21 protein-coding genes and 1 pseudogene are annotated in these 17,082 nt (G+C 42.4%); 14 read left to right on the top strand and 8 right to left on the bottom strand.

Annotated elements, in window-relative coordinates:
* Window positions 1-71: 71 nt before the first annotated feature.
* Together SYN7502_RS14105 and SYN7502_RS14100 are read right to left on the bottom strand one after the other, a co-directional pair.
* Window positions 72-989: an AEC family transporter gene (locus SYN7502_RS14105; RefSeq protein WP_015169461.1), complete on the bottom strand. Its 918-nt coding sequence runs from the start codon at window positions 987-989 to the stop codon at window positions 72-74.
* A 14-nt stretch (window positions 990-1,003) separates the two neighbouring features.
* Complete coding sequence (locus tag SYN7502_RS14100; protein ID WP_015169460.1) at window positions 1,004-2,257, bottom strand: type IV pilus twitching motility protein PilT; 1,254 nt, start codon at window positions 2,255-2,257, stop codon at window positions 1,004-1,006.
* Between the two features lie 90 nt (window positions 2,258-2,347).
* Here SYN7502_RS14100 and map point away from each other — a divergent pair, with 90 nt between their 5' ends.
* The 3 genes and pseudogenes from map (at window position 2,348) to SYN7502_RS14090 (ending at window position 5,067) form a co-directional block, all read left to right on the top strand.
* Window positions 2,348-3,199 (top strand): type I methionyl aminopeptidase, encoded by an 852-nt coding sequence (map, locus tag SYN7502_RS14095; protein WP_015169459.1) that lies wholly within the window; start codon window positions 2,348-2,350, stop codon window positions 3,197-3,199.
* A gap of 56 nt (window positions 3,200-3,255) precedes the next feature.
* Window positions 3,256-3,342 (top strand): annotated as a pseudogene (locus SYN7502_RS21450) (4-Cys prefix domain-containing protein); the annotation flags it as partial.
* A gap of 6 nt (window positions 3,343-3,348) precedes the next feature.
* The gene (locus SYN7502_RS14090; protein WP_051023637.1) at window positions 3,349-5,067 is read left to right on the top strand and encodes a bifunctional serine/threonine-protein kinase/formylglycine-generating enzyme family protein; all 1,719 of its coding nucleotides are present in this window, start codon (window positions 3,349-3,351) and stop codon (window positions 5,065-5,067) included.
* 39 nt (window positions 5,068-5,106) lie between these two features.
* Here the strand turns inward: SYN7502_RS14090 and gatC are convergent, their stop codons facing one another.
* The 4 genes from gatC to SYN7502_RS14070 all read right to left on the bottom strand — a co-directional run bounded on the left by gatC (window position 5,107) and on the right by SYN7502_RS14070 (window position 8,110).
* Window positions 5,107-5,397: an Asp-tRNA(Asn)/Glu-tRNA(Gln) amidotransferase subunit GatC gene (gene gatC / locus SYN7502_RS14085; RefSeq protein ID WP_015169457.1), complete on the bottom strand. Its 291-nt coding sequence runs from the start codon at window positions 5,395-5,397 to the stop codon at window positions 5,107-5,109.
* 84 nt (window positions 5,398-5,481) lie between these two features.
* Window positions 5,482-6,819 carry an NAD(P)/FAD-dependent oxidoreductase gene (locus SYN7502_RS14080; protein WP_015169456.1) on the bottom strand — a complete coding sequence of 446 codons (1,338 nt, stop codon included), beginning with the start codon at window positions 6,817-6,819 and terminating at the stop codon, window positions 5,482-5,484.
* 126 nt (window positions 6,820-6,945) lie between these two features.
* The gene (gene sixA, locus SYN7502_RS14075; RefSeq protein WP_015169455.1) at window positions 6,946-7,449 is read right to left on the bottom strand and encodes a phosphohistidine phosphatase SixA; all 504 of its coding nucleotides are present in this window, start codon (window positions 7,447-7,449) and stop codon (window positions 6,946-6,948) included.
* Window positions 7,450-7,534: 85 nt separating this feature from the next.
* Window positions 7,535-8,110: a RecQ family zinc-binding domain-containing protein gene (locus SYN7502_RS14070; protein WP_256377862.1), complete on the bottom strand. Its 576-nt coding sequence runs from the start codon at window positions 8,108-8,110 to the stop codon at window positions 7,535-7,537.
* Between SYN7502_RS14070 and SYN7502_RS14065 the strand changes: the two genes are divergently transcribed.
* The 4 genes from SYN7502_RS14065 to SYN7502_RS14050 are packed head-to-tail and all read left to right on the top strand — an operon-like array spanning window position 8,073 to window position 11,910.
* The gene (locus SYN7502_RS14065) at window positions 8,073-8,924 is read left to right on the top strand and encodes an AAA family ATPase (RefSeq protein ID WP_015169454.1); all 852 of its coding nucleotides are present in this window, start codon (window positions 8,073-8,075) and stop codon (window positions 8,922-8,924) included. The two genes, SYN7502_RS14070 and SYN7502_RS14065, sit on opposite strands and share 38 nt — an antisense overlap.
* A gap of 5 nt (window positions 8,925-8,929) precedes the next feature.
* A complete protein-coding gene (locus SYN7502_RS14060; RefSeq protein ID WP_015169453.1) occupies window positions 8,930-9,961 on the top strand; it encodes a metal-dependent hydrolase in 1,032 nt (343 codons plus the stop codon).
* Complete coding sequence (locus SYN7502_RS14055; RefSeq protein ID WP_015169452.1) at window positions 9,954-10,988, top strand: HlyD family secretion protein; 1,035 nt, start codon at window positions 9,954-9,956, stop codon at window positions 10,986-10,988. Before SYN7502_RS14060 ends, SYN7502_RS14055 begins: the two co-directional genes overlap by 8 nt.
* Window positions 10,924-11,910 carry a TolC family protein gene (locus SYN7502_RS14050; protein WP_144050224.1) on the top strand — a complete coding sequence of 329 codons (987 nt, stop codon included), beginning with the start codon at window positions 10,924-10,926 and terminating at the stop codon, window positions 11,908-11,910. The genes SYN7502_RS14055 and SYN7502_RS14050 overlap by 65 nt, the downstream gene beginning before the upstream one ends.
* Here the strand turns inward: SYN7502_RS14050 and SYN7502_RS14045 are convergent.
* A complete protein-coding gene (locus SYN7502_RS14045; RefSeq protein ID WP_015169450.1) occupies window positions 11,907-12,128 on the bottom strand; it encodes a hypothetical protein in 222 nt (73 codons plus the stop codon). The two genes, SYN7502_RS14050 and SYN7502_RS14045, sit on opposite strands and share 4 nt — an antisense overlap.
* Before the next feature lie 63 nt (window positions 12,129-12,191).
* On the opposite strand from SYN7502_RS14045, the gene SYN7502_RS14040 reads away from it, so the two are divergent.
* The 7 genes from SYN7502_RS14040 to SYN7502_RS14010 all read left to right on the top strand — a co-directional run bounded on the left by SYN7502_RS14040 (window position 12,192) and on the right by SYN7502_RS14010 (window position 16,106).
* A complete protein-coding gene (locus SYN7502_RS14040) occupies window positions 12,192-12,824 on the top strand; it encodes a hypothetical protein (protein WP_015169449.1) in 633 nt (210 codons plus the stop codon).
* A 22-nt stretch (window positions 12,825-12,846) separates the two neighbouring features.
* Window positions 12,847-13,467, top strand: coding sequence for a hypothetical protein (locus SYN7502_RS14035; protein WP_015169448.1), 621 nt, complete (start codon window positions 12,847-12,849; stop codon window positions 13,465-13,467).
* A gap of 40 nt (window positions 13,468-13,507) precedes the next feature.
* Window positions 13,508-14,110, top strand: a complete 603-nt coding sequence (locus tag SYN7502_RS14030) for a hypothetical protein (RefSeq protein WP_015169447.1) — start codon at window positions 13,508-13,510, stop codon at window positions 14,108-14,110.
* Window positions 14,111-14,158: 48 nt separating this feature from the next.
* Window positions 14,159-14,668: a thermonuclease family protein gene (locus SYN7502_RS14025; RefSeq protein ID WP_015169446.1), complete on the top strand. Its 510-nt coding sequence runs from the start codon at window positions 14,159-14,161 to the stop codon at window positions 14,666-14,668.
* Window positions 14,669-14,722: 54 nt separating this feature from the next.
* The gene (locus tag SYN7502_RS14020; RefSeq protein WP_015169445.1) at window positions 14,723-15,094 is read left to right on the top strand and encodes a hypothetical protein; all 372 of its coding nucleotides are present in this window, start codon (window positions 14,723-14,725) and stop codon (window positions 15,092-15,094) included.
* A complete protein-coding gene (locus SYN7502_RS14015; RefSeq protein WP_015169444.1) occupies window positions 15,091-15,522 on the top strand; it encodes an HNH endonuclease in 432 nt (143 codons plus the stop codon). Before SYN7502_RS14020 ends, SYN7502_RS14015 begins: the two co-directional genes overlap by 4 nt.
* Before the next feature lie 95 nt (window positions 15,523-15,617).
* Entirely contained in the window at window positions 15,618-16,106 is a 489-nt protein-coding gene (locus SYN7502_RS14010) for a hypothetical protein (RefSeq protein ID WP_015169443.1), read from the top strand.
* 163 nt (window positions 16,107-16,269) lie between these two features.
* Here SYN7502_RS14010 and SYN7502_RS14005 read toward each other — a convergent pair whose 3' ends face one another.
* A complete protein-coding gene (locus SYN7502_RS14005) occupies window positions 16,270-17,052 on the bottom strand; it encodes a class I SAM-dependent methyltransferase (RefSeq protein WP_246828923.1) in 783 nt (260 codons plus the stop codon).
* Window positions 17,053-17,082 lie beyond the last annotated feature (30 nt).

Here is a 17,082-nt window from a genome sequence, read left to right as displayed (position 1 = left end):
CTTTATATATGTGGCAATCATATAGCTATTAATACAAAGTGAGTAGTTTATTAATTTTTTATATTGATTTATTAAGGCTGAAATAGCCACAACCACAGGGGAATAGTCAAAAGTACGCCAATACTGCTAAGGGCAATACTTAAAATAATTGTGTCTCGGCGCAGGTTATATTCTTCCGCCAGAATTACTCCCGCTAAGGCAGTGGGCATACCCGCCTGTAGAACCATAGATAAACGTTCGGAGCCACTAATTCCCATCATACCCATGATCACACCTACGCTTAGGGGCAGTAATATGAGCTTAATTGCAGTAGCTGGAATAGCATGTCTCAGACTCTCCCAACTGTTAATTGATTTAAGTCTAATTCCCACTAGTAAAAGGGCTAAAGGCACAACTACTGTAATGGACTCTTGCAAATAAATTCCAAGGGTTTGATTAAGTTCAATATGATTAATTTGCAAATATAAGCCTAAACCAAAAGCCCATAGAGAGGGAGTAGTAATTACGGATTTAAGGTGAGTAGTCCAATTAACTTTAATACTATGTTCGCCATAATAAGAAGCGATCGCCACCCCGATTCCATAACTACCAATAATATTATGGGCAAGGCTAAATAGTACTACCCAACTTAAGGCACTATTAGCAATGAGATTGGGAGTAATTGCCAAACCCACAAAGCCCGTATTTCCTAAAATAGCTGCTAATAAGAAATCTCCCCGTTCTGCGGATTGGGTAAAATCTCGGCTGAGAAACCATGCTACCGTGGCACCACCTGCCAAGCTTAAAATTACGATTAAGGGAACAACCCACAGATTGATATTAATCTCTGACTTTTGCATGAACGCCAGCACCTGAAGGGGTACCCCAATCCAGTAAAGCGATCGCCCGATGAGCTTAGGAATGAAATCTGGAACAGAGCGCAAAAATACCAGCCCTACACAGACCCAAAGCACCAAGGGCAGATAGATTTCAGCAAGTTGAGCAATCACAGGTTATAAGCTACCTAGACACGACCACGAAGGTACTGCGCCATTTCGTTCGGTTTGGGTGAATTTTCTACGGCAGTTTCTTCCGTAATCCGACCATCTTCATACAGTTTTAATAATGATTGGTTCATCGAACACATACCATCAAAGCTGGATTTAGGAATAATTGATTCAATTTCGTCAACTTCTCCCCGTTTGATATAGTCACGAATGGCATCGGTATTAATCATGATTTCATGGGCGGCGGCACGCTTACCATCAGTAGTCCGCACTAAGGTTTGGGCAATTACAGCCACTAGGGTTTCGGCAATTTGATCCCGCATCGGTGCCTGTTGATCAGGTTCGTAGAGGTTTAAAATCCGCTCGATTGTTTTAACTGCACTATTGGTGTGCAAGGTTCCAAATACAAGGTGTCCCGTTTGTCCCGCTTTGAGGGCAGTATTTACAGTTTCGCGATCGCGCATTTCCCCAATTAGGATAATATCTGGGTCTTCCCGTAAAGATGCCTTCAGGGCGTTATCAAATTTATGGGTATGGATTCCCACTTCCCGTTGCTTAATTAAAGCCTTTTTACTGGGATGAACAAATTCTATGGGATCTTCGATGGAGATTAAATGCTTAGGCATTTCCGAGTTGATAAAATCCACCATTGCCGCTAGGGTTGTGGACTTACCAGAACCAGTGGGTCCTGTAACTAAGATTAAGCCCTTATGGGTATAGCAAAGTTCACGGAAGACTTCGGGTAAATTTAACTGGTCTATGGTCAAAATCTTCAATGGAATTAACCGCATGACCATGGCTGGACCTTTTAAGGTGTCAAACACATTAATCCGACAACGGGCAAACTCGTACTGGGTCGCACCATCAAACTCAAAGGTATCTTTAAAGCCTTGAATTTGCTTTTCATCCATCACTTCCCCTAGCCATGAATAAAAAGTGGCTTCGTCTGGTATAGGGTAATTCTCTTGCACTACCATTAACCCCCTAGACCTAAACCTAATTTTTTCATTAACACCTAGGTGTAAATCCGAACATCCCTGCTCGTAGGCATCCTTAACTAAGTGTTCTAGGGTAGGCTGTCCCGCACCACGGGTATTACGATTAGGAGCATTGGCAACCAGAGGTGGTGGACCTGGTCTTACAGGAGTGCGAATTTGGGTATCCGATGCTCTACTTAGAGGTGGTGGTACGGCTCCTGTTAATGAACCAGTTAAGGGACCAGTTAACGGGGAAGGCACTCTAGATTGGGGAAGGGGTGGAATACCAGACATACACGACCTCTATGGAATTACTCTGTGGATTATATTGCTAGACTAGAGACTATATTAACTTTTATGCTTTCATTAATGTAAAGTCAATTCATGAATATTCTTACTACCTTGCGATCGCAGTCTAAATCTCAACCCCAAGCTGAAGTTGTTACAAAAGCAACAAAAGGCATTGAAATCAAATCGAAACGTGAACTTGAAATCATGCGTGAGTCCTCTCGCATCGTGGCTACGGTGTTGAAGGAAATTTCGCAAATTATTGCTCCCGGCATGACTACCCTTGATCTGGATACCTATGCTGAAAAGCGGGTGCGAGAAATGGGAGCTATTCCTAGTTTTAAGGGCTATCACAAATTTCCCGCCACTTTGTGTGTCAGTGTTAACAATGAAGTTGTCCACGGGATTCCCAATGCTAAAAAAGTGATTAAGGCGGGAGATTTAGTCAAGGTAGATGTGGGTGCTTTTCAAAATGGCTTTCATGGAGATTCCTGCATTACGTTAATGGTTCCCCCCGTCAGCGATCGCATTGCCCGATTAGTCCAAGTGGCAGAAACAGCTTTATATAAGGGCATTGAACAGGTTAAAGAAGGTAATTATCTATTGGATATTGCGGGGGCTGTGGATGATTATGTAAGGAACAATGGCTATACCGTAGTTGAAGACTTTACAGGGCATGGGGTGGGCAGAAATCTCCATGAGGAACCCTCGGTATTTAATAATCGCAGTGCCATCACGGGCAAAAATCCTTTACCTAATGTCAGATTGAGAGCGGGCATGACCTTGGCGATCGAACCAATTATTAATGAAGGCTCCAATCGTGTGAGAATTTTATCGGATAAGTGGACGGCAGTCACAGTGGATCATAAACTTTCGGCACAGTTTGAGCATACGGTTTTAGTCACTAAAGATGGCTATGAAATCTTTACCGATCGCACTAAAGTCTAAGGAAAAATCTCAAGAAATCCAAGAAAGTTTAAGGAATTAAAAGGAATATAAGTCTCTTGTCTTTGCGAAATATAAGCTACTGCCTGAATCCCATCTGCAATCATCAGAACCCAGAAACACTGAAGATTTGTGAAAATTGTGGTTCGCAGTTGCTTGTTAATGATCGCTATCGGGCGTTAAAAGTACTGGGGCGGGGTGGATTTGGTCGAACCTTTTTAGCGATCGATGAAGCTAAGCCCTCTCGTCCTCCCTGTGTAATTAAGCAATTTCTCCCCGTCGAAAATGAGTTTGTCCATGAAGCAAGACGGTTATTTAAGCAAGAAGCGGTCAGACTGGATGACTTGGGTAAGCATTCGCAAATTCCCGAATTATATGCCTATACAGAACAGGAAAATCGTCTTTATCTAGTACAACAGTTTGTTAATGGCAATAATCTGGGGAAAGAACTGAGCAAGGAAGGCGTATTTGATGAAGTCAAAATTCGTAAACTATTAAATGATCTGCTACCAGTTTTGCAGTTTATGCACGATGCTCAGGTAATTCACCGTGATATTAAACCCGATAATATTATTCGGCGTAGGTCTGATGGTAAACCTGTATTAGTTGATTTTGGTGCGGCTAAGTTTGCCACGGCTACCAGTTTGGCTAAGGTGGGTACTACTATTGGTACCGTTGGTTATGCCTCCCCTGAGCAGAGTTTGGGTAAAGCTATCTTCAGCAGTGACATTTATAGTCTAGGTGTAACCTGTATTTACCTCTTGACTGGGGTGGAACCCTATAACTTATTTGATGTTTCGGAAGGATTTGTTTGGAGACATCGCACCGATGGAGTTAGCGATCGCCTTGCCCAAGTTTTAGATAAAATGATCCATGCTTCGGTTAAACAACGCTATACTTCCGCCACAGAGGTAATTAAAGACTTAAATAGTGGACAACAAACTATCAAAAAAAATAGCTCTAAAGCGATCTCTATCCCAAGTTCTAAGTCCCTTTTGATCAAGCTTAAAAAATTCAAATTTGAAACGGTTAGACTTAAAGTCCCTAGCAATAAGCAAGTAAATTTACTCTCTCGTAAAATTCTTACTGATAGCAATATCACGATTGAGAAGCGTACCTGTCAAGTTGAGTATTTTATTGATGCCCCAGTTGATGATCTCTTGATTGAGATGATTAAAATCCCCGAAGGTAACTTTCTCATGGGTTCGTCCCTTACAGAGGAAGAACAATCAAAGGATGAAACTCCCCAGCACCTAGTGAATGTCCCTACCTTTTTTCTGGGTAAGTATCCAGTGACTCAGGCACAGTGGCAAATGGTCATGGACAATAACCCATCTCGCTTTAAGGGAGCAAACTTACCCGTAGAAAATGTATCTTGGCATGATGCTCAGGACTTTTGTCATAAGCTAGCGGAAGTAACGGGTAAACCCTATCGTCTGCCCAGTGAGGCGGAATGGGAATATGCCTGTAGAGCGGGGACAATCACACCTTTTTACTTTGGCGAAGTGATTACGGCTGATTTTGCTAACTTTAATGGACAGGTCAGCTATGCTAACTCACCCAAAAGTAAGTACCGTATGCAAACCACTGAGGTGAATGTGTTTCCTCCCAATGCCTTTGGACTGTTTGATATGCACGGTAATGTGTGGGAGTGGTGCCAAGATGAGGCTCATGATCACTATCGTAATGCCCCCATCGATGGCAGTGCTTGGGAGGGAGTTAATAGTAGTGGTACGGGTAATCGCAGTCGTGTGCTACGGGGGGGAGCATGGAACTCCAATCCTAGTAATTGTCGATCTGCTTTTCGGAATGGCTATTTTCCCGATAGTCGCTTTGATCGCTGTGGATTTAGGATCGCCTTTTCGATTTAATAAAGGTTTTACCCGTACGTAAAGGTTTGCTAATTGTCACTAACCCATAATTTGGGGAACTTTAAAAAATTCATCATCGCGATCGGGCGCACAGTTTAACAAAGCCTCTTTATCGGGATAGGGTTTAGAGTCATCGGGACGAGTGATATTTACTGTGGCGATCGCTCTTGTGGTTGGTTCTACTCCAACAAGTAGATCATCTAGTTCATTTAACTGCTCAAAGTAGGTCAAAATATTCCCAAGCTGAGTGGTAAAAGCAATTTCTTCAGTCTCAGTTAATTGTAATCTGCTTAAACGGGCAATGTGCTGAACTTGAGAGCGATCGATCATGGTTAGATTTTAAAAAGTTGATTATTCCTAAGTTACTTCCCAATATACCAGCTAGGGATCAGCTAAATATTAAAGTCAACAAGCTTAGTTGGCATAGGCAGCAAGTTTTGCCCCTACATCCGCATCTCCAGCCCTCGCAATATCGGCTATAGGTAAACCTGTGGGCTTAAACTTAGTATCCATAAGTTCTAGTTCATGTCCAGTAATAATATAATTACCCTCAATAATTTTACGCAGAATATTAGTGCGTCTTTGTTTGCCTATTAACATGGCTCCCACCAATCTGCCATCGGATACCGTGAGCTTAAAGTAAGCAAAGCGATCGCCCTCTGTGTCATAGGTATAGGTTTGATACTTAGAATCATCAGGATCGGGATTAAATTTACCCAGCATGGTGTAGGGCAGGTCATAAATCACCCCAGCATTGTAGAATAAGCCTTCTTGATAGGTTTTTTTTGCCTCTAAATTTTCTGCCTCTAATAGACTATTAGCAAGATTATTAGCAGCAACCATACCTTGATTAGTAGCAACTTGCCAAGTCCGATTAGGGCGATCGCCGACCCAATTAGCTGATTTGACCAGAGTGCAATCTCCAGCCGCATAGGTATGATCAAAATTTGTTTTGAGAAATTCATCCACAATAATACAGCCTTGCTCTATGGCTATGCCAGAATCCTTTAACCAAAGTGTATTTGGGCGGATACCAATGCAGACTCCCACCACATCCGCAGGAATTTCTTCTCCTTTACTAGTAACTACAGCCCTGACGGCACCGTTATCATTGCCAACAATAGCCTGTGCTGATACTCCTAGACGATAACTAGCCCCACTGGCACGGACGCGATCGCCCACAATTTTTCCCGCCTTTAGATCGGTTAAGGGTTCTCCTAAGTAGTTGCCTAATTGGACAATCGTGACATTTAATCCTAACTTATTAAAGCTATCCGCTAATTCTAAGCCTAAAACCCCACCCCCAATCACCACAGCATTTTTAACAGTTTTAGCTTGCTGCTCATACCAAAGGGTATCTTTAATGTCCCAATAGCCAAGACGTACTCCCTTTAGATCAATGCCAGCGATCGGCGGACGAATAGCACTACCCCCCGTGGCAATAATAAGTCCATCGTAAGCATAGGTAGCTCCACTTGCCATGATTAATAGTTTTTCTGTGGGTTTTAATTCTGTGACTCGATCTTGTAAGACGAAGATTTTCAAGTCTTGATAATCTTCGGGCTTTTTGACGATCAAACTTTCTAAGGTAGTCTGTCTTTGCAAATAACTAGAAAGGGATAAACGGCGATAGAAAGGATAGGATTCACCATTGATTACGGTAATTTGACAGGAGGAATCATTTTGTCTTAGATATTCGGCAGCGGTAATTCCAGCAACTCCAGCCCCGATTATGTAGTAATTTTTTGTCATGGGATAGGTTTGATTAAAAAAAGTTAAAAAAATAGTCTTAATTAACCTTTAACCATAGATCAATCTTTCGCCCTAGTCCTAGGTTTGGGATTTTTCTTTAGAATCACATTAAAGAATCAAACTAGCTTAATGATTGCTTAATAATTTAGGTGGTAGTAATAAAAATAAAAGACTATTACCGATGGGTAAACCTGCCTCTGGAATAGTGATGCCAATAATTCCAGCTTTTTTAAGTACTATCGAGCCTTGTACATCTCCAAATACTAATAGCTCTGCCCATGTACTTAAGTCTGGTTCATGTCCGACTATGCCCAAGGAAGTATGTCCTTGTTCTTGCCAAGTAAGTAGCCAACGTAGCCAATTTTTAAAGTTGTCACCCGGAGCTAAAAGTTCCGATATTTCTAAAGAGGTATTAAAGGTCTGGGCAAAAATTTCGGCGGTTTGTCTGGCTCGAATTAGGGGGCTAGTTTGGAGTAGATCAAATTTAAGCCCTAACTTATGTAATTTATGGGCAATATCATGGACTTTCTTAGTACCTTCGGGCGTAAGCGATCGCTCAAAATCATCAATATTTTCATGGCGATCAACAGCAATTCCATGACGAATTAGATAAATGTTGAGTGGAGGCATGATTAGAAATTTTGATGATCGACTTCTGGTTTAAGTATAAAGATAAAAACTCAGAGTAGCAAAAACTACTACGATTCTGGTGAGGTTATGATCGGCAGCGATCGCAGATTCCACATCTTAATCCTTTTGCCTCTTGGTTAAATCCAAATGCTGACATTAGAAAAGACCATCGACAACTTTTAGTGGAAATATATGCCTGCATCTGATCGATGGCAGTACGGTCATAATCAGGAAGTTCCGATTTAGCGTTGAGGATTTGATATTCAAAGGGATTATGCCAAATTAATTTGCCGTGGCTGTGAAGAAGTCCAAGGGCGATCGCCGCATCAGCAAATTTTCTGCTTACCTCTTCATAATTACCCTTTGTTGGTAGTTTGGGAATAATAATCTGTGCTTTACGGCGGAGTTTCTGCTGTTCTTGTAAAAAAAATTCGTGGCGATTGCGATCGCTTGAATCTAAAATACCCGATGGTTCACTTACCAGCATTAAAGCTTGGGCGGGTTTCTGATCTCTGCCTGCTCTACCAACTTCTTGGATATACTCAGAGAGGGTTAAAGGTGACTGATAGTGGATGAGCCAGCGCACGTCCGACTTATTAATTCCCTGTCTAGCAAACGTATAGATGCACAAACTGGATATAGACCTGAGACACGAAGACACCCAAAGAGCAGTATCAGCCCTAGTAGAAGGGCAGTCAATTCTTGTTCTAGGGGATGATGGCGGGGGGAAGACTACCCTTGCCGAAAATGTGGCGAATCAGTTGCGTTCTAGGGGATATACCGTAGCGATCGCTGACTACGGAGGCAGTGCCAAGAAAACTTTTACAGTTATTGCCGAGGAACTTGGAGTAGATACTGTCAGAGTTAATAGTGTTGGGAAAGATATACCACTCACTGCGGATCAACTTCGGGATGCGATCGCAAAGGTTTTACTAACTGAGCCACGACCGATCCTAATTTGTGATAATGCCCACCGATACCCCAGTAGCCTTAGATATTGGCTAGAAGAAATCTGCGCCGATGGCGGTGTAATTTTTCTGCTTGCTACCCGTCCCCCAAGGAGAGATATTTTTTTAAAGATGCCCCGCACAGAGTTGAAATCAATTCAAACAGATAGACTCAGAAGCCTGATGATTGCTGAAGCTCAGGAGCTTGGGGTAAATGTTGATAACTCGAAACTTGCAGAGCTTCAAGAACGTTCTGGGGGTAATCCTTACTTAGCTAAGAGGGCAGTACGGGAAGAGGTTCTGGGCTTAGGTGATGGGGAAGCGGGTGATCATACGGAATATGTCGATGGCACTCCATTCTTGATAGCTGCTGTGTCACTGGTGGCAATCCTGCGCTTTATTGGGCTGGGGCTGGGCGATAAGAGCTTGTATATCATCGGTGGAATCTTTACGGTGCTTGCAATTACGCTCAGAGTCTTCTTCATGCAGATTAATAAAAAATCCACAAAGTTAGGTAGTAAAGGCTAAAAACTATGATGAGTGTCACCCATGCGGCGATCGCTGCTTGTACAACTTCTTTAGCAATCGGTACGGCTAATCCCCTTGTTCTAGGGGTAGCTGCTATAGCTTCACAACTTCCAGACATTGACACGACAAAATCATTTACGGGCAGAGCATTTTATCCATTAGCAGCATGGCTCGAAACTAAATATGCCCATAGGTCAGTTAGTCATAGTTTTATGGCTTCGGGAATCATAGCGATCGCCACGGCTCCGATGTTGGTATTTCTAAATTGGCAATGGTGGGCAGCTATTAACTTAGGCTTTTTTATGGGCTGGTTTGCCGACACTTTTACTAAAGCTGGTGTGGGTGCTTTTTATCCAAGTACGAAAAGATTGGTAATACCGGGGAATCCCAATAATCGGATCAGAGCAGGAAGCTCGGCTGAATTTTGGATTTTAGCGATCGCTACCACAATTCTAATAATCAGTTGCAATCTAATCAGCAATGGCGGAGTTACGGAGAATTTTGCTAGAAGCTTCTTTAGAGATGCTGGTACAGCAAGTGAGATGTTTAAGCGGTATGGCTCAACTCAGCAAGTTTTCATTAAGGTTAAAGGTAATCATGTCATCACGAATCAAGCTGTAGATGAAGAGTTTAAGGTGATTAGCTCAGGAGGTTTGAACTCAGTAATTGCCGAAGATAGTAAGCGTAGGCTGTATCAGATCGGTAATGATCCTTCCAGTCAAATTAAACCAGTTAGCGTTGAGACTCGACTTGGTGATCCTGTGGCGATCGCTTCTAAAGAGGTAGAGCTAGAAAATATATTGGGTGTCGATTGGCTAAACCAACTGCAAAATAATGCCTATGTCACTGGTTCTTTAATTGTCGATGACTTAAATGAGGCAAAGGCACCGCTATTAGTAGAACGGTATGCCCCAATCTCAATTTTCGGTGGTCAAATCAAACTGGTTAATGCTCGTAAGTCGGATTTATTGCCAGTACTAGGTGATCAGTTTATTTCTCAAGGTCGTGTAATCGTAAAGGTGCGTAGTGATGAATAATCAACAGTTATTAGCTCTGGGGTTTGAATTGCCTGAACAACAGGAGATAGCTAAACGGTATCAGCCAAGCCGTATTGGTAAATGGTTGGCGACAGCATGGGTAATATTGCCGATTGTTGCCAGTGGTTTCGGCATTGGTAGCACGGTTGCCAATATGCAGAAAGCGATCGCCCAAGAATCTACGCCGCCAGTGGTTGAAGTCGAACCAGAAATAGTTACCCCTAGAACGTCAGACCCAAGATTATTAAAATTGACTGTAAATGTTTCTAGTCCCGAAGACCTCAAGGTAAAGCAAGGGGATGAGGTGAAGAAGGAGCAGGTAGTAGCGGATCGTGACAAGGAAAGAGATAGATTGACCGTTCAGAAAGTTGCACTAACTAACTCAATCGCTCGTCTGAATATTGCCTCTATTCCCCCACTCGCACCAAAGCCAGTAAAAGTACCAATCAAACTACCTAGCATCACCTATGCCGAAGAGATCGCTACGATTAATAATCAAATCCTCAAGGTCAAAGCAGCCGAGGAAAAAGTAAAGCTTCAGCAGCGCAAGATCGATGTACTGGGAACTTTTGACGAGCGAGATTTACCCCAAGCGGTACTAATCCATGAGCAGCAAAAACTAATTGAATATCAAGCAGATTTAGATAAGGCTAAGTCCGATCAAGAGCTTGCCGAGGGTAAGTACCAAGCTGCTAAAGACCGCAGGGCATACGATGAATATCGTTATTCTGAAACTATTGCCAAGTTTGAGCAAGACCAAAATCAGATAGCGGCTCAATATCAGCGATCGCTTGCCGAATACCAAAAACAAGAGCAAGAGCGTACATTCCAAATTGCTACCCTCAACGGCAAGATGGCAGAGGTTGAAACCCAGTTAAAAACACTTACTACAGTTAGGAGTCCATATAATGCAGTCGTTAAAAGGATTAAACTTGCTGGTCAGTCTGACAATAAGCTTCAGTATGATCTCGTGCTTGCAATTAACTCAGGCAGCGATCGCCCAACAAAAACCAGCCCCAAAAAGTGACGACACAGACCAAGGCTATGACGATGGTAAGGATGTTGATGAAGCTGCTACTACCCCCACGGGGAAAGCCCCCGGTACACCAACTGCTCCTAATGTAAGTAGACCTAATTCAGTTAAGCCAGTAATTACTACCCCTAGAACGGGTAAATTAATTACGCCTGGCAAACTGCAGCCCACTGGTAAAATCCCGCAAGGTATCAAGGTAAATGATGGTGCGAATCCAGATACAGAGAGTGATCCAGATATATCTACCCCACGAGAATTAGCAGATAAAATGGATAAGCAAGGTGAGTTTGAATTGCTGAAAGCTGATTTACCATGCCTTGACTCATCAGCCGCTTGTATAAAACTTTTGACCGAGAGAGCGATCGCTAATAGCCCAACACTAAAAGCACTAGATCAACAAATCCAACAGAATGAAGCTAATGTTAAGTCCATTGCCCAAGCAGCCCAAGGTAACATCTTTACGCAGTTACAGCCTTTCGTCCCATTCCTAGCAGTGCCAAATACAGTATTAGGACTTGGTACCACTCTTAGTAGCGTAATTACTAATCTTGGAGGTAATGCCAGACAAGACCAGACTGCTGCTCAGAATAATGCCACTTTGCAATTACGGATAGCTGAAATCGAAAAGGCTAAGCTAGATGTCAAAGCAAGGATAGAGGATTCTGTTATTCAAAGTCTGATCCAGTTCGATCAAGTTAAAGTAGCTGCTGATATTGCCGAGGCGATCGCTAACCGTGAAGCTAGTCGTTTTAAGTTAATAGAAGTAGCTTACCGCTTGGGCGAGGGTGATACTAATAGTTTTATTGCCCTTCAGAATGGACTCGATCGGACCAGACTAGATGTAACTCGCCAAAAGTCTGCCATGAGATCGCAAGCTGCCAAGATTAAAAGAATTGTTCTAGGGGATGAAGGTTAATCTTCAAGTTCTGGCTGTTCATGTGGATAATAATAAATCGGTGAAAACCATCCGCAAGCCTGACATTGCCAGTAGGAAAAGTCAGCAATTACCCCGTGATTATCTGGTGTCTCTACTTTTAATTCATTAATCCCACATTTAGGACAATTTGGTAATTGCATAGGTATCGCACGTTCTAGGGGAAAGGATAGATAAAAAAACCTCTGTGATTTAGTCATAGAGGCTTTATATTAAGATTGGTGATCTTTCTTAGAACTAATATTAATTCTAGGAAAGGAAAAATGAAAGCTTTCAATTTAATTCTCTCTTCTCTAGCTATATTCGGGGCGATCGCTCCACTATCTGCAATAGCTGAAACGATAACTAAAGACCCAGATGGCAGAGTCTATGTAAGGACTGGAACTCCAAGAACTCCAGTAAGCATAGATTTTAATAGCAGTCCAGTAACTCGGCGAGTATTGGCTAATGAATGTGGTTTGTTGATTGTGCGTCCACTGACTGCAACTGAATTACCACAGCTTATTGTGCCATCTGGTAGTCCATCGATTTTACCTGACTCACTGCCAGTTTCTGCTATCCCAACTTGTACTAATGGAGTCCTTAGTATCACTCCAACGGGAAGCTTCCGAACTACAAATAATAGTGTGGTTATTGTTGGTGCACAGCCTAACTTAGCGATTGATGTATCGATCACTGGTAAAAGAACTAGAGAATTTACTACTAATGCCTGTGGAGTTGCCAGAGTTGTAAATTCAGCTAGTTTCAATATAGGCGGTGTTTTGAAGGTTCAAGGTGGTTCAGATACGCTAGTTAATGGACTGAGTACCGAAGCTCCACCTATCTGCCGCAGGGTTGGTGAACAAAATATTTTGTACTTGCCTAAAACCAATTCGGGTCAGCAAGGTGTTACCTAATCTCAACTAACTAAGTAAAAAGATGAAAAATCAAATAATTCTAAGTTTGGTTGTACTGTCAGGAATCACTTGCCAGTCTGCAATAGCTGAAACGGTGACTAGAGATACTGATGGTAGGGTCTATGTCCGCACTGGTATTCCAAAAGCTCCACTAACGATTGAGTTTGGAGATACTCCTGTCACTCGCAGAGTATTGGCTAATGAGTGTGGCTTGCTGGTTGTGCGCCCCTTGGCTGCAACTGAATTACCAACCTCCATTACCCCTCAAGGTGGGGCGACAGTTGATCCAAGTTCATTGGAAGTTGGGACTATTCCTACTTGTACTAATGGAGTTTTGGATATTAACCCAACGGGAAACTTCCGAACTACAACCAACACTGTAGTTTTAGTTGCTCAAACTCCAAACTTAGCCATTGACGTAGTAGTAACTGGGAAAAGAACCAGACAATTTACTACTAATGCCTGTGGTGTAGTTAGAGTCGCAAACTCATCTAGTTTTACTATTGGCAACCAAGTCAGGGTTAATGGTGTTGGTCAACCTGTGATCGGTCTAAATATCGAAGCTGCTCCTATCTGCCGTAGGGTTGGTGAGCAAAATGTTCTCTACTTGCCCAAGTTTATTCCCCAAGGTGCTGGTGGTTAATTAACTAGTTACTGACATACTTATCTACTTATCTAAAACCATGAAAAATCAACTAATTCTAAGTTTGGCTCTACTCTCAGCGATCGCCCCGCTTGCTGCTAATGCTGAAATTACCGTAACTAAAGACTCATCCAATAGGGCATACGTTTCTGGTCTAAGTCCAAGCACTCAGTACAATGTCCAGCTAAATGATGGAACTGTCACCAGACGCATACTAGCTAACCAATGTGGCTTAATTACCGTTGCTCCTGCTTCTAGTAATCAAACAGTTAGCTATGTGGTTCTTGGTGGATCGACTATTGACCCTAATACCCTAGAAACTCGTGCCATACCTCGTTGTGTAAATGGTTTATTAGACATTCCTGCTACAGCCAATTTCAAGACCCCTAGAGGTCAAGTTGTATTGGTAGGACAAACACCTAACTATGCTGCTGAAGTTGGTGTAATTACCCCAAGAACCAGACAGATTACCACTGATGCTTGCGGAACCTTGACGTTAAGACCATCAAGTACTTTCCCAGTCTCTCCTGCTGCTGGATTTAGAGTAAATGATGTCTTGTACTTTGTGCCTACTACTGATTCATTCCCACCTCTTTGCTCAAATGGCGTGGCATACGAAGCATCCCAGCAATTTGGTCTGTAATCTCAATTAGTTAGCAATTTATGCCCTAGTCTATACTAGGGTTTTTTTATGAAATATTTGGCATTTATCCCATTGTCATTGAGTATCGCATTGGTAATCTTGGCTATTCCTGTGCAAGCTACCCCTAGAACGTGTGATGTCATCAAGGTAAATGATGGAGACACGATCAAAGTAAGTTGCAGTGGAACTATCGAGAGAGTGAGATTCTGCGGTGTTGATGCCCCCGAAATTAAGCATGGAAATAAACCAGCGCAGCCATACGGCAAGGAGGCAACCGATTTAGTGAAGCAGCTTCTCAAGGGTGGCAAGGTAGAGGTAAGTCGAACGGGTAGCGATCGCTATGGGCGAACAGTAGCAGAATTATTTCTAGGTAATACTTTCATTAATGCCGAGGTAGTCAGGCAAGGTTACGCCTATGAGTACAAGCAATACTCCCAAGGTTGCCCGCATCGTGAACAAATTAGGCAAGCTGAAGATAGAGCTAAAGCTAATAAAGTCGGGGTCTGGGATGGTGGAAATTATCAGTTTCCTTGGGATTTTAGAAAGAGTAACAGATAGTATGGGATTAGATACTTTTATACTGTAAGTATATTTTGCGATGCTGGAGGCGATATGTCTGAATCCATTACCCTAGAGTTACCCGAACCCTTGGTAAAAAAGGTTAAGGAAATCGCTATGCTCAATCACAAAGGTATTGAAGAAATGCTGATTGAATGGATTGATCGCACTATTAATGAAATTCCAGTTGACTCTTTACCCGATGACCAAGTACTTGCTCTTTGTGATCTACAAATGAATGAGGAGCAGCAAATAATATTTAGCGATCTACAGTCTCGGCATAATGAAGGTCAACTTAACCCACAGGAAATTAGCAAACTAAATGAATTAATGCAGGTTTATCGTCGTGGCTCGGTACAAAAGGCAAAAGCTATCCATATTGCGGTAAAACGGGGCTTAATGCCTCCATTGAATGTTGCTTCATGAGTCGTCCGTATATCTCTGTTGAGCTTGATCGAAACATTCGTAATATCGCTAAGCATCGCTGTGGGTATTGCCTTAGCCCTCAGAAACTGGTTATGGCACGTCTGGAAATTGAACATATCATCCCAATTTCTAAAGGTGGTAGTAATGAAGAATCGAATTTATGGTTAGCTTGCCCAATTTGCAATAGTCATAAAGCGGGAAAGATTGAGGCGATCGATCCAGTGACAGATGAAGTGGTAGCACTATTTAACCCTCGTACCCAAGATTGGTCTGAGCATTTTGCTTGGTCAGAGGACGGTATTCGTATTGTTGGTAAGACGGCAACGGGAAGAGCTACGGTAAAAGCATTGAGGCTTGACAATGATCTCGATGCTTTAGAGGTTCGGAGTTATTGGGTACAAGCTGGTTGGCATCCCCCAGAAAACTAAGCTAACAGAGAGTGTTAGTCTAATCTGCGATACCTTGGCATTTCTAACAGTTCTGCTAACATAATCAGCATAAATTGATAACAGTGAGCGTTAGCATGGAAACGATCCAACTACCTATAGAATATTCAAATGCTGAACTAGCAGAGCTTCTAGGCTGTGATGAAGGCAATATCAGGCGGATAAAGTCTGAAAATGCTAGTCAACTAATTGAAGGTGTTGATTGGAAAAAGGACGGAAATGCTACTCGCTGGACTGAAGCTGGACTAAAAAAGTTAGTAGAGTGGGTAAAAACTGAGAAGGCGATCGCACTCAGGACAAATTTACCAACTCAAAGCGAGGCTAAAATCAAACTGCACGAGACTCAAGTTAAGTCAGAGCCAGCAGCTAATACACTTGATCGCTATGAAGATTTACCTAATGTTCTAGGGGAAGCGATCGCTAATAGATTAGTTGACCAAGGTATTCTGGAGCGGACTAATCAGTTGGTAGTTAATAAAATTACCCAGAGAATGCTTAACCATCAGCCAGAGCTAGAAATGTCTGTGGAAAAGGCTTTTGCTTTATTGGATGCGATCGCTGGTTAAAGCCTAAGAAACTGAGAAATTCAACTTACTGGCTGTAGGTATTATTGTGAAGTGATCGTGAAAATCTAAAAAGTCTATCGATCCAGTAGTGTTGCTTTTCCACTCAAAATGGTTCGGAAAATCACAAATTTTTTAGCGTCTCTCAATTGATAAAGTATCCAAGTTAATTGTAGGAGGGTTTAATAAATTTCAAGGTCATGCGATCGCTTTCACCAATGGCTAAATAGCGATCTTTATCTTTTTCTCCTAGTCTTAATGTAGGTGGAAGAGTCCAAACTCCGTCAGGATAGTCTTTCGTATCTTTGGGGTTAGCATTAATTTCTGACTTGCTAATGAACTTAAAACCTACTTTCTCAATCTCGGCAATAACGGCATTCTCGTCGATATATCCCGTCTTCGCACTTTCTTGTAAGTTGGTTCCTGGCTTTGCCCGATGTTCTTCTACTCCCAAAATACCATTGGGTTTCAGAGCCTGAAATGCTGCGGTATAAACTTTGTCGGCATAACCACTAATAATCCAGTTGTGGATATTACGAAATGTGAGAACCACGTCAACGGAATTATCTGGGGCAAGATTGAGTCTTTGGGGTGGATCGATGGTGACAACTTTCACTTTGCCAAAAATGTCAGGACTAGCCGCCAATTTGTCTTGAAACGCTTTGGCGGGCTTGCTTTTAGTTGGATCAAAATTAGTGACTATAAGCTTTCCGCGATCGCGCAAAAAAGGAGCGAGAATTTCCGTATACCATCCTCCTCCGCTCCATAGCTCAACTACTGTTTGATTAGAGCTTACGCCAAAAAATTCTAGCGTTTCAAGGGGATGACGATCATGATCACGGGCACGATTTTCTATGGAACGATGGGAACTGGCAATTACTTTTTGCAGGGTAGGGGTGTTGAAGGATGTATCGTTCTGGATAACATTAGCAAAGCTCCAAGAGGTCATTAAACTAAGTGATATTAGGAAAACTATTGT

Origin of the sequence: Synechococcus sp. PCC 7502 (genome assembly GCF_000317085.1) — a bacterium.
Lineage (GTDB): Bacteria > Cyanobacteriota > Cyanobacteriia > Pseudanabaenales > Pseudanabaenaceae > PCC-7502.
The sequence above is the reverse complement of the archived record's forward strand: the minus strand, read 5'-3'. Positions and strand labels throughout refer to the sequence as shown.

Bases quoted from the DNA above. Each gene is read 5' to 3' on its own strand.
- SYN7502_RS14035 (WP_015169448.1), top strand. From the start codon at position 12,847: ATGAAAAATCAAATAATTCTAAGTTTGGTTGTACTGTCAGGAATCACT.
- SYN7502_RS14050 (WP_144050224.1), top strand. From the start codon at position 10,924: ATGATCTCGTGCTTGCAATTAACTCAGGCAGCGATCGCCCAACAAAAA.
- SYN7502_RS14010 (WP_015169443.1), top strand. From the start codon at position 15,618: ATGGAAACGATCCAACTACCTATAGAATATTCAAATGCTGAACTAGCA.
- SYN7502_RS14040 (WP_015169449.1), top strand. From the start codon at position 12,192: ATGAAAGCTTTCAATTTAATTCTCTCTTCTCTAGCTATATTCGGGGCG.
- SYN7502_RS14055 (WP_015169452.1), top strand. From the start codon at position 9,954: ATGAATAATCAACAGTTATTAGCTCTGGGGTTTGAATTGCCTGAACAA.
- map (WP_015169459.1), top strand. From the start codon at position 2,348: ATGAATATTCTTACTACCTTGCGATCGCAGTCTAAATCTCAACCCCAA.
- SYN7502_RS14025 (WP_015169446.1), top strand. From the start codon at position 14,159: ATGAAATATTTGGCATTTATCCCATTGTCATTGAGTATCGCATTGGTA.
- SYN7502_RS14100 (WP_015169460.1), bottom strand. From the start codon at position 2,257: ATGTCTGGTATTCCACCCCTTCCCCAATCTAGAGTGCCTTCCCCGTTA.
- SYN7502_RS14065 (WP_015169454.1), top strand. From the start codon at position 8,073: ATGCACAAACTGGATATAGACCTGAGACACGAAGACACCCAAAGAGCA.
- sixA (WP_015169455.1), bottom strand. From the start codon at position 7,449: ATGCCTCCACTCAACATTTATCTAATTCGTCATGGAATTGCTGTTGAT.
- SYN7502_RS14045 (WP_015169450.1), bottom strand. From the start codon at position 12,128: ATGACTAAATCACAGAGGTTTTTTTATCTATCCTTTCCCCTAGAACGT.
- SYN7502_RS14030 (WP_015169447.1), top strand. From the start codon at position 13,508: ATGAAAAATCAACTAATTCTAAGTTTGGCTCTACTCTCAGCGATCGCC.
- SYN7502_RS14080 (WP_015169456.1), bottom strand. From the start codon at position 6,819: ATGACAAAAAATTACTACATAATCGGGGCTGGAGTTGCTGGAATTACC.
- SYN7502_RS14060 (WP_015169453.1), top strand. From the start codon at position 8,930: ATGATGAGTGTCACCCATGCGGCGATCGCTGCTTGTACAACTTCTTTA.
- SYN7502_RS14015 (WP_015169444.1), top strand. From the start codon at position 15,091: ATGAGTCGTCCGTATATCTCTGTTGAGCTTGATCGAAACATTCGTAAT.
- SYN7502_RS14020 (WP_015169445.1), top strand. From the start codon at position 14,723: ATGTCTGAATCCATTACCCTAGAGTTACCCGAACCCTTGGTAAAAAAG.
- gatC (WP_015169457.1), bottom strand. From the start codon at position 5,397: ATGATCGATCGCTCTCAAGTTCAGCACATTGCCCGTTTAAGCAGATTA.
- SYN7502_RS14005 (WP_246828923.1), bottom strand. From the start codon at position 17,052: ATGACCTCTTGGAGCTTTGCTAATGTTATCCAGAACGATACATCCTTC.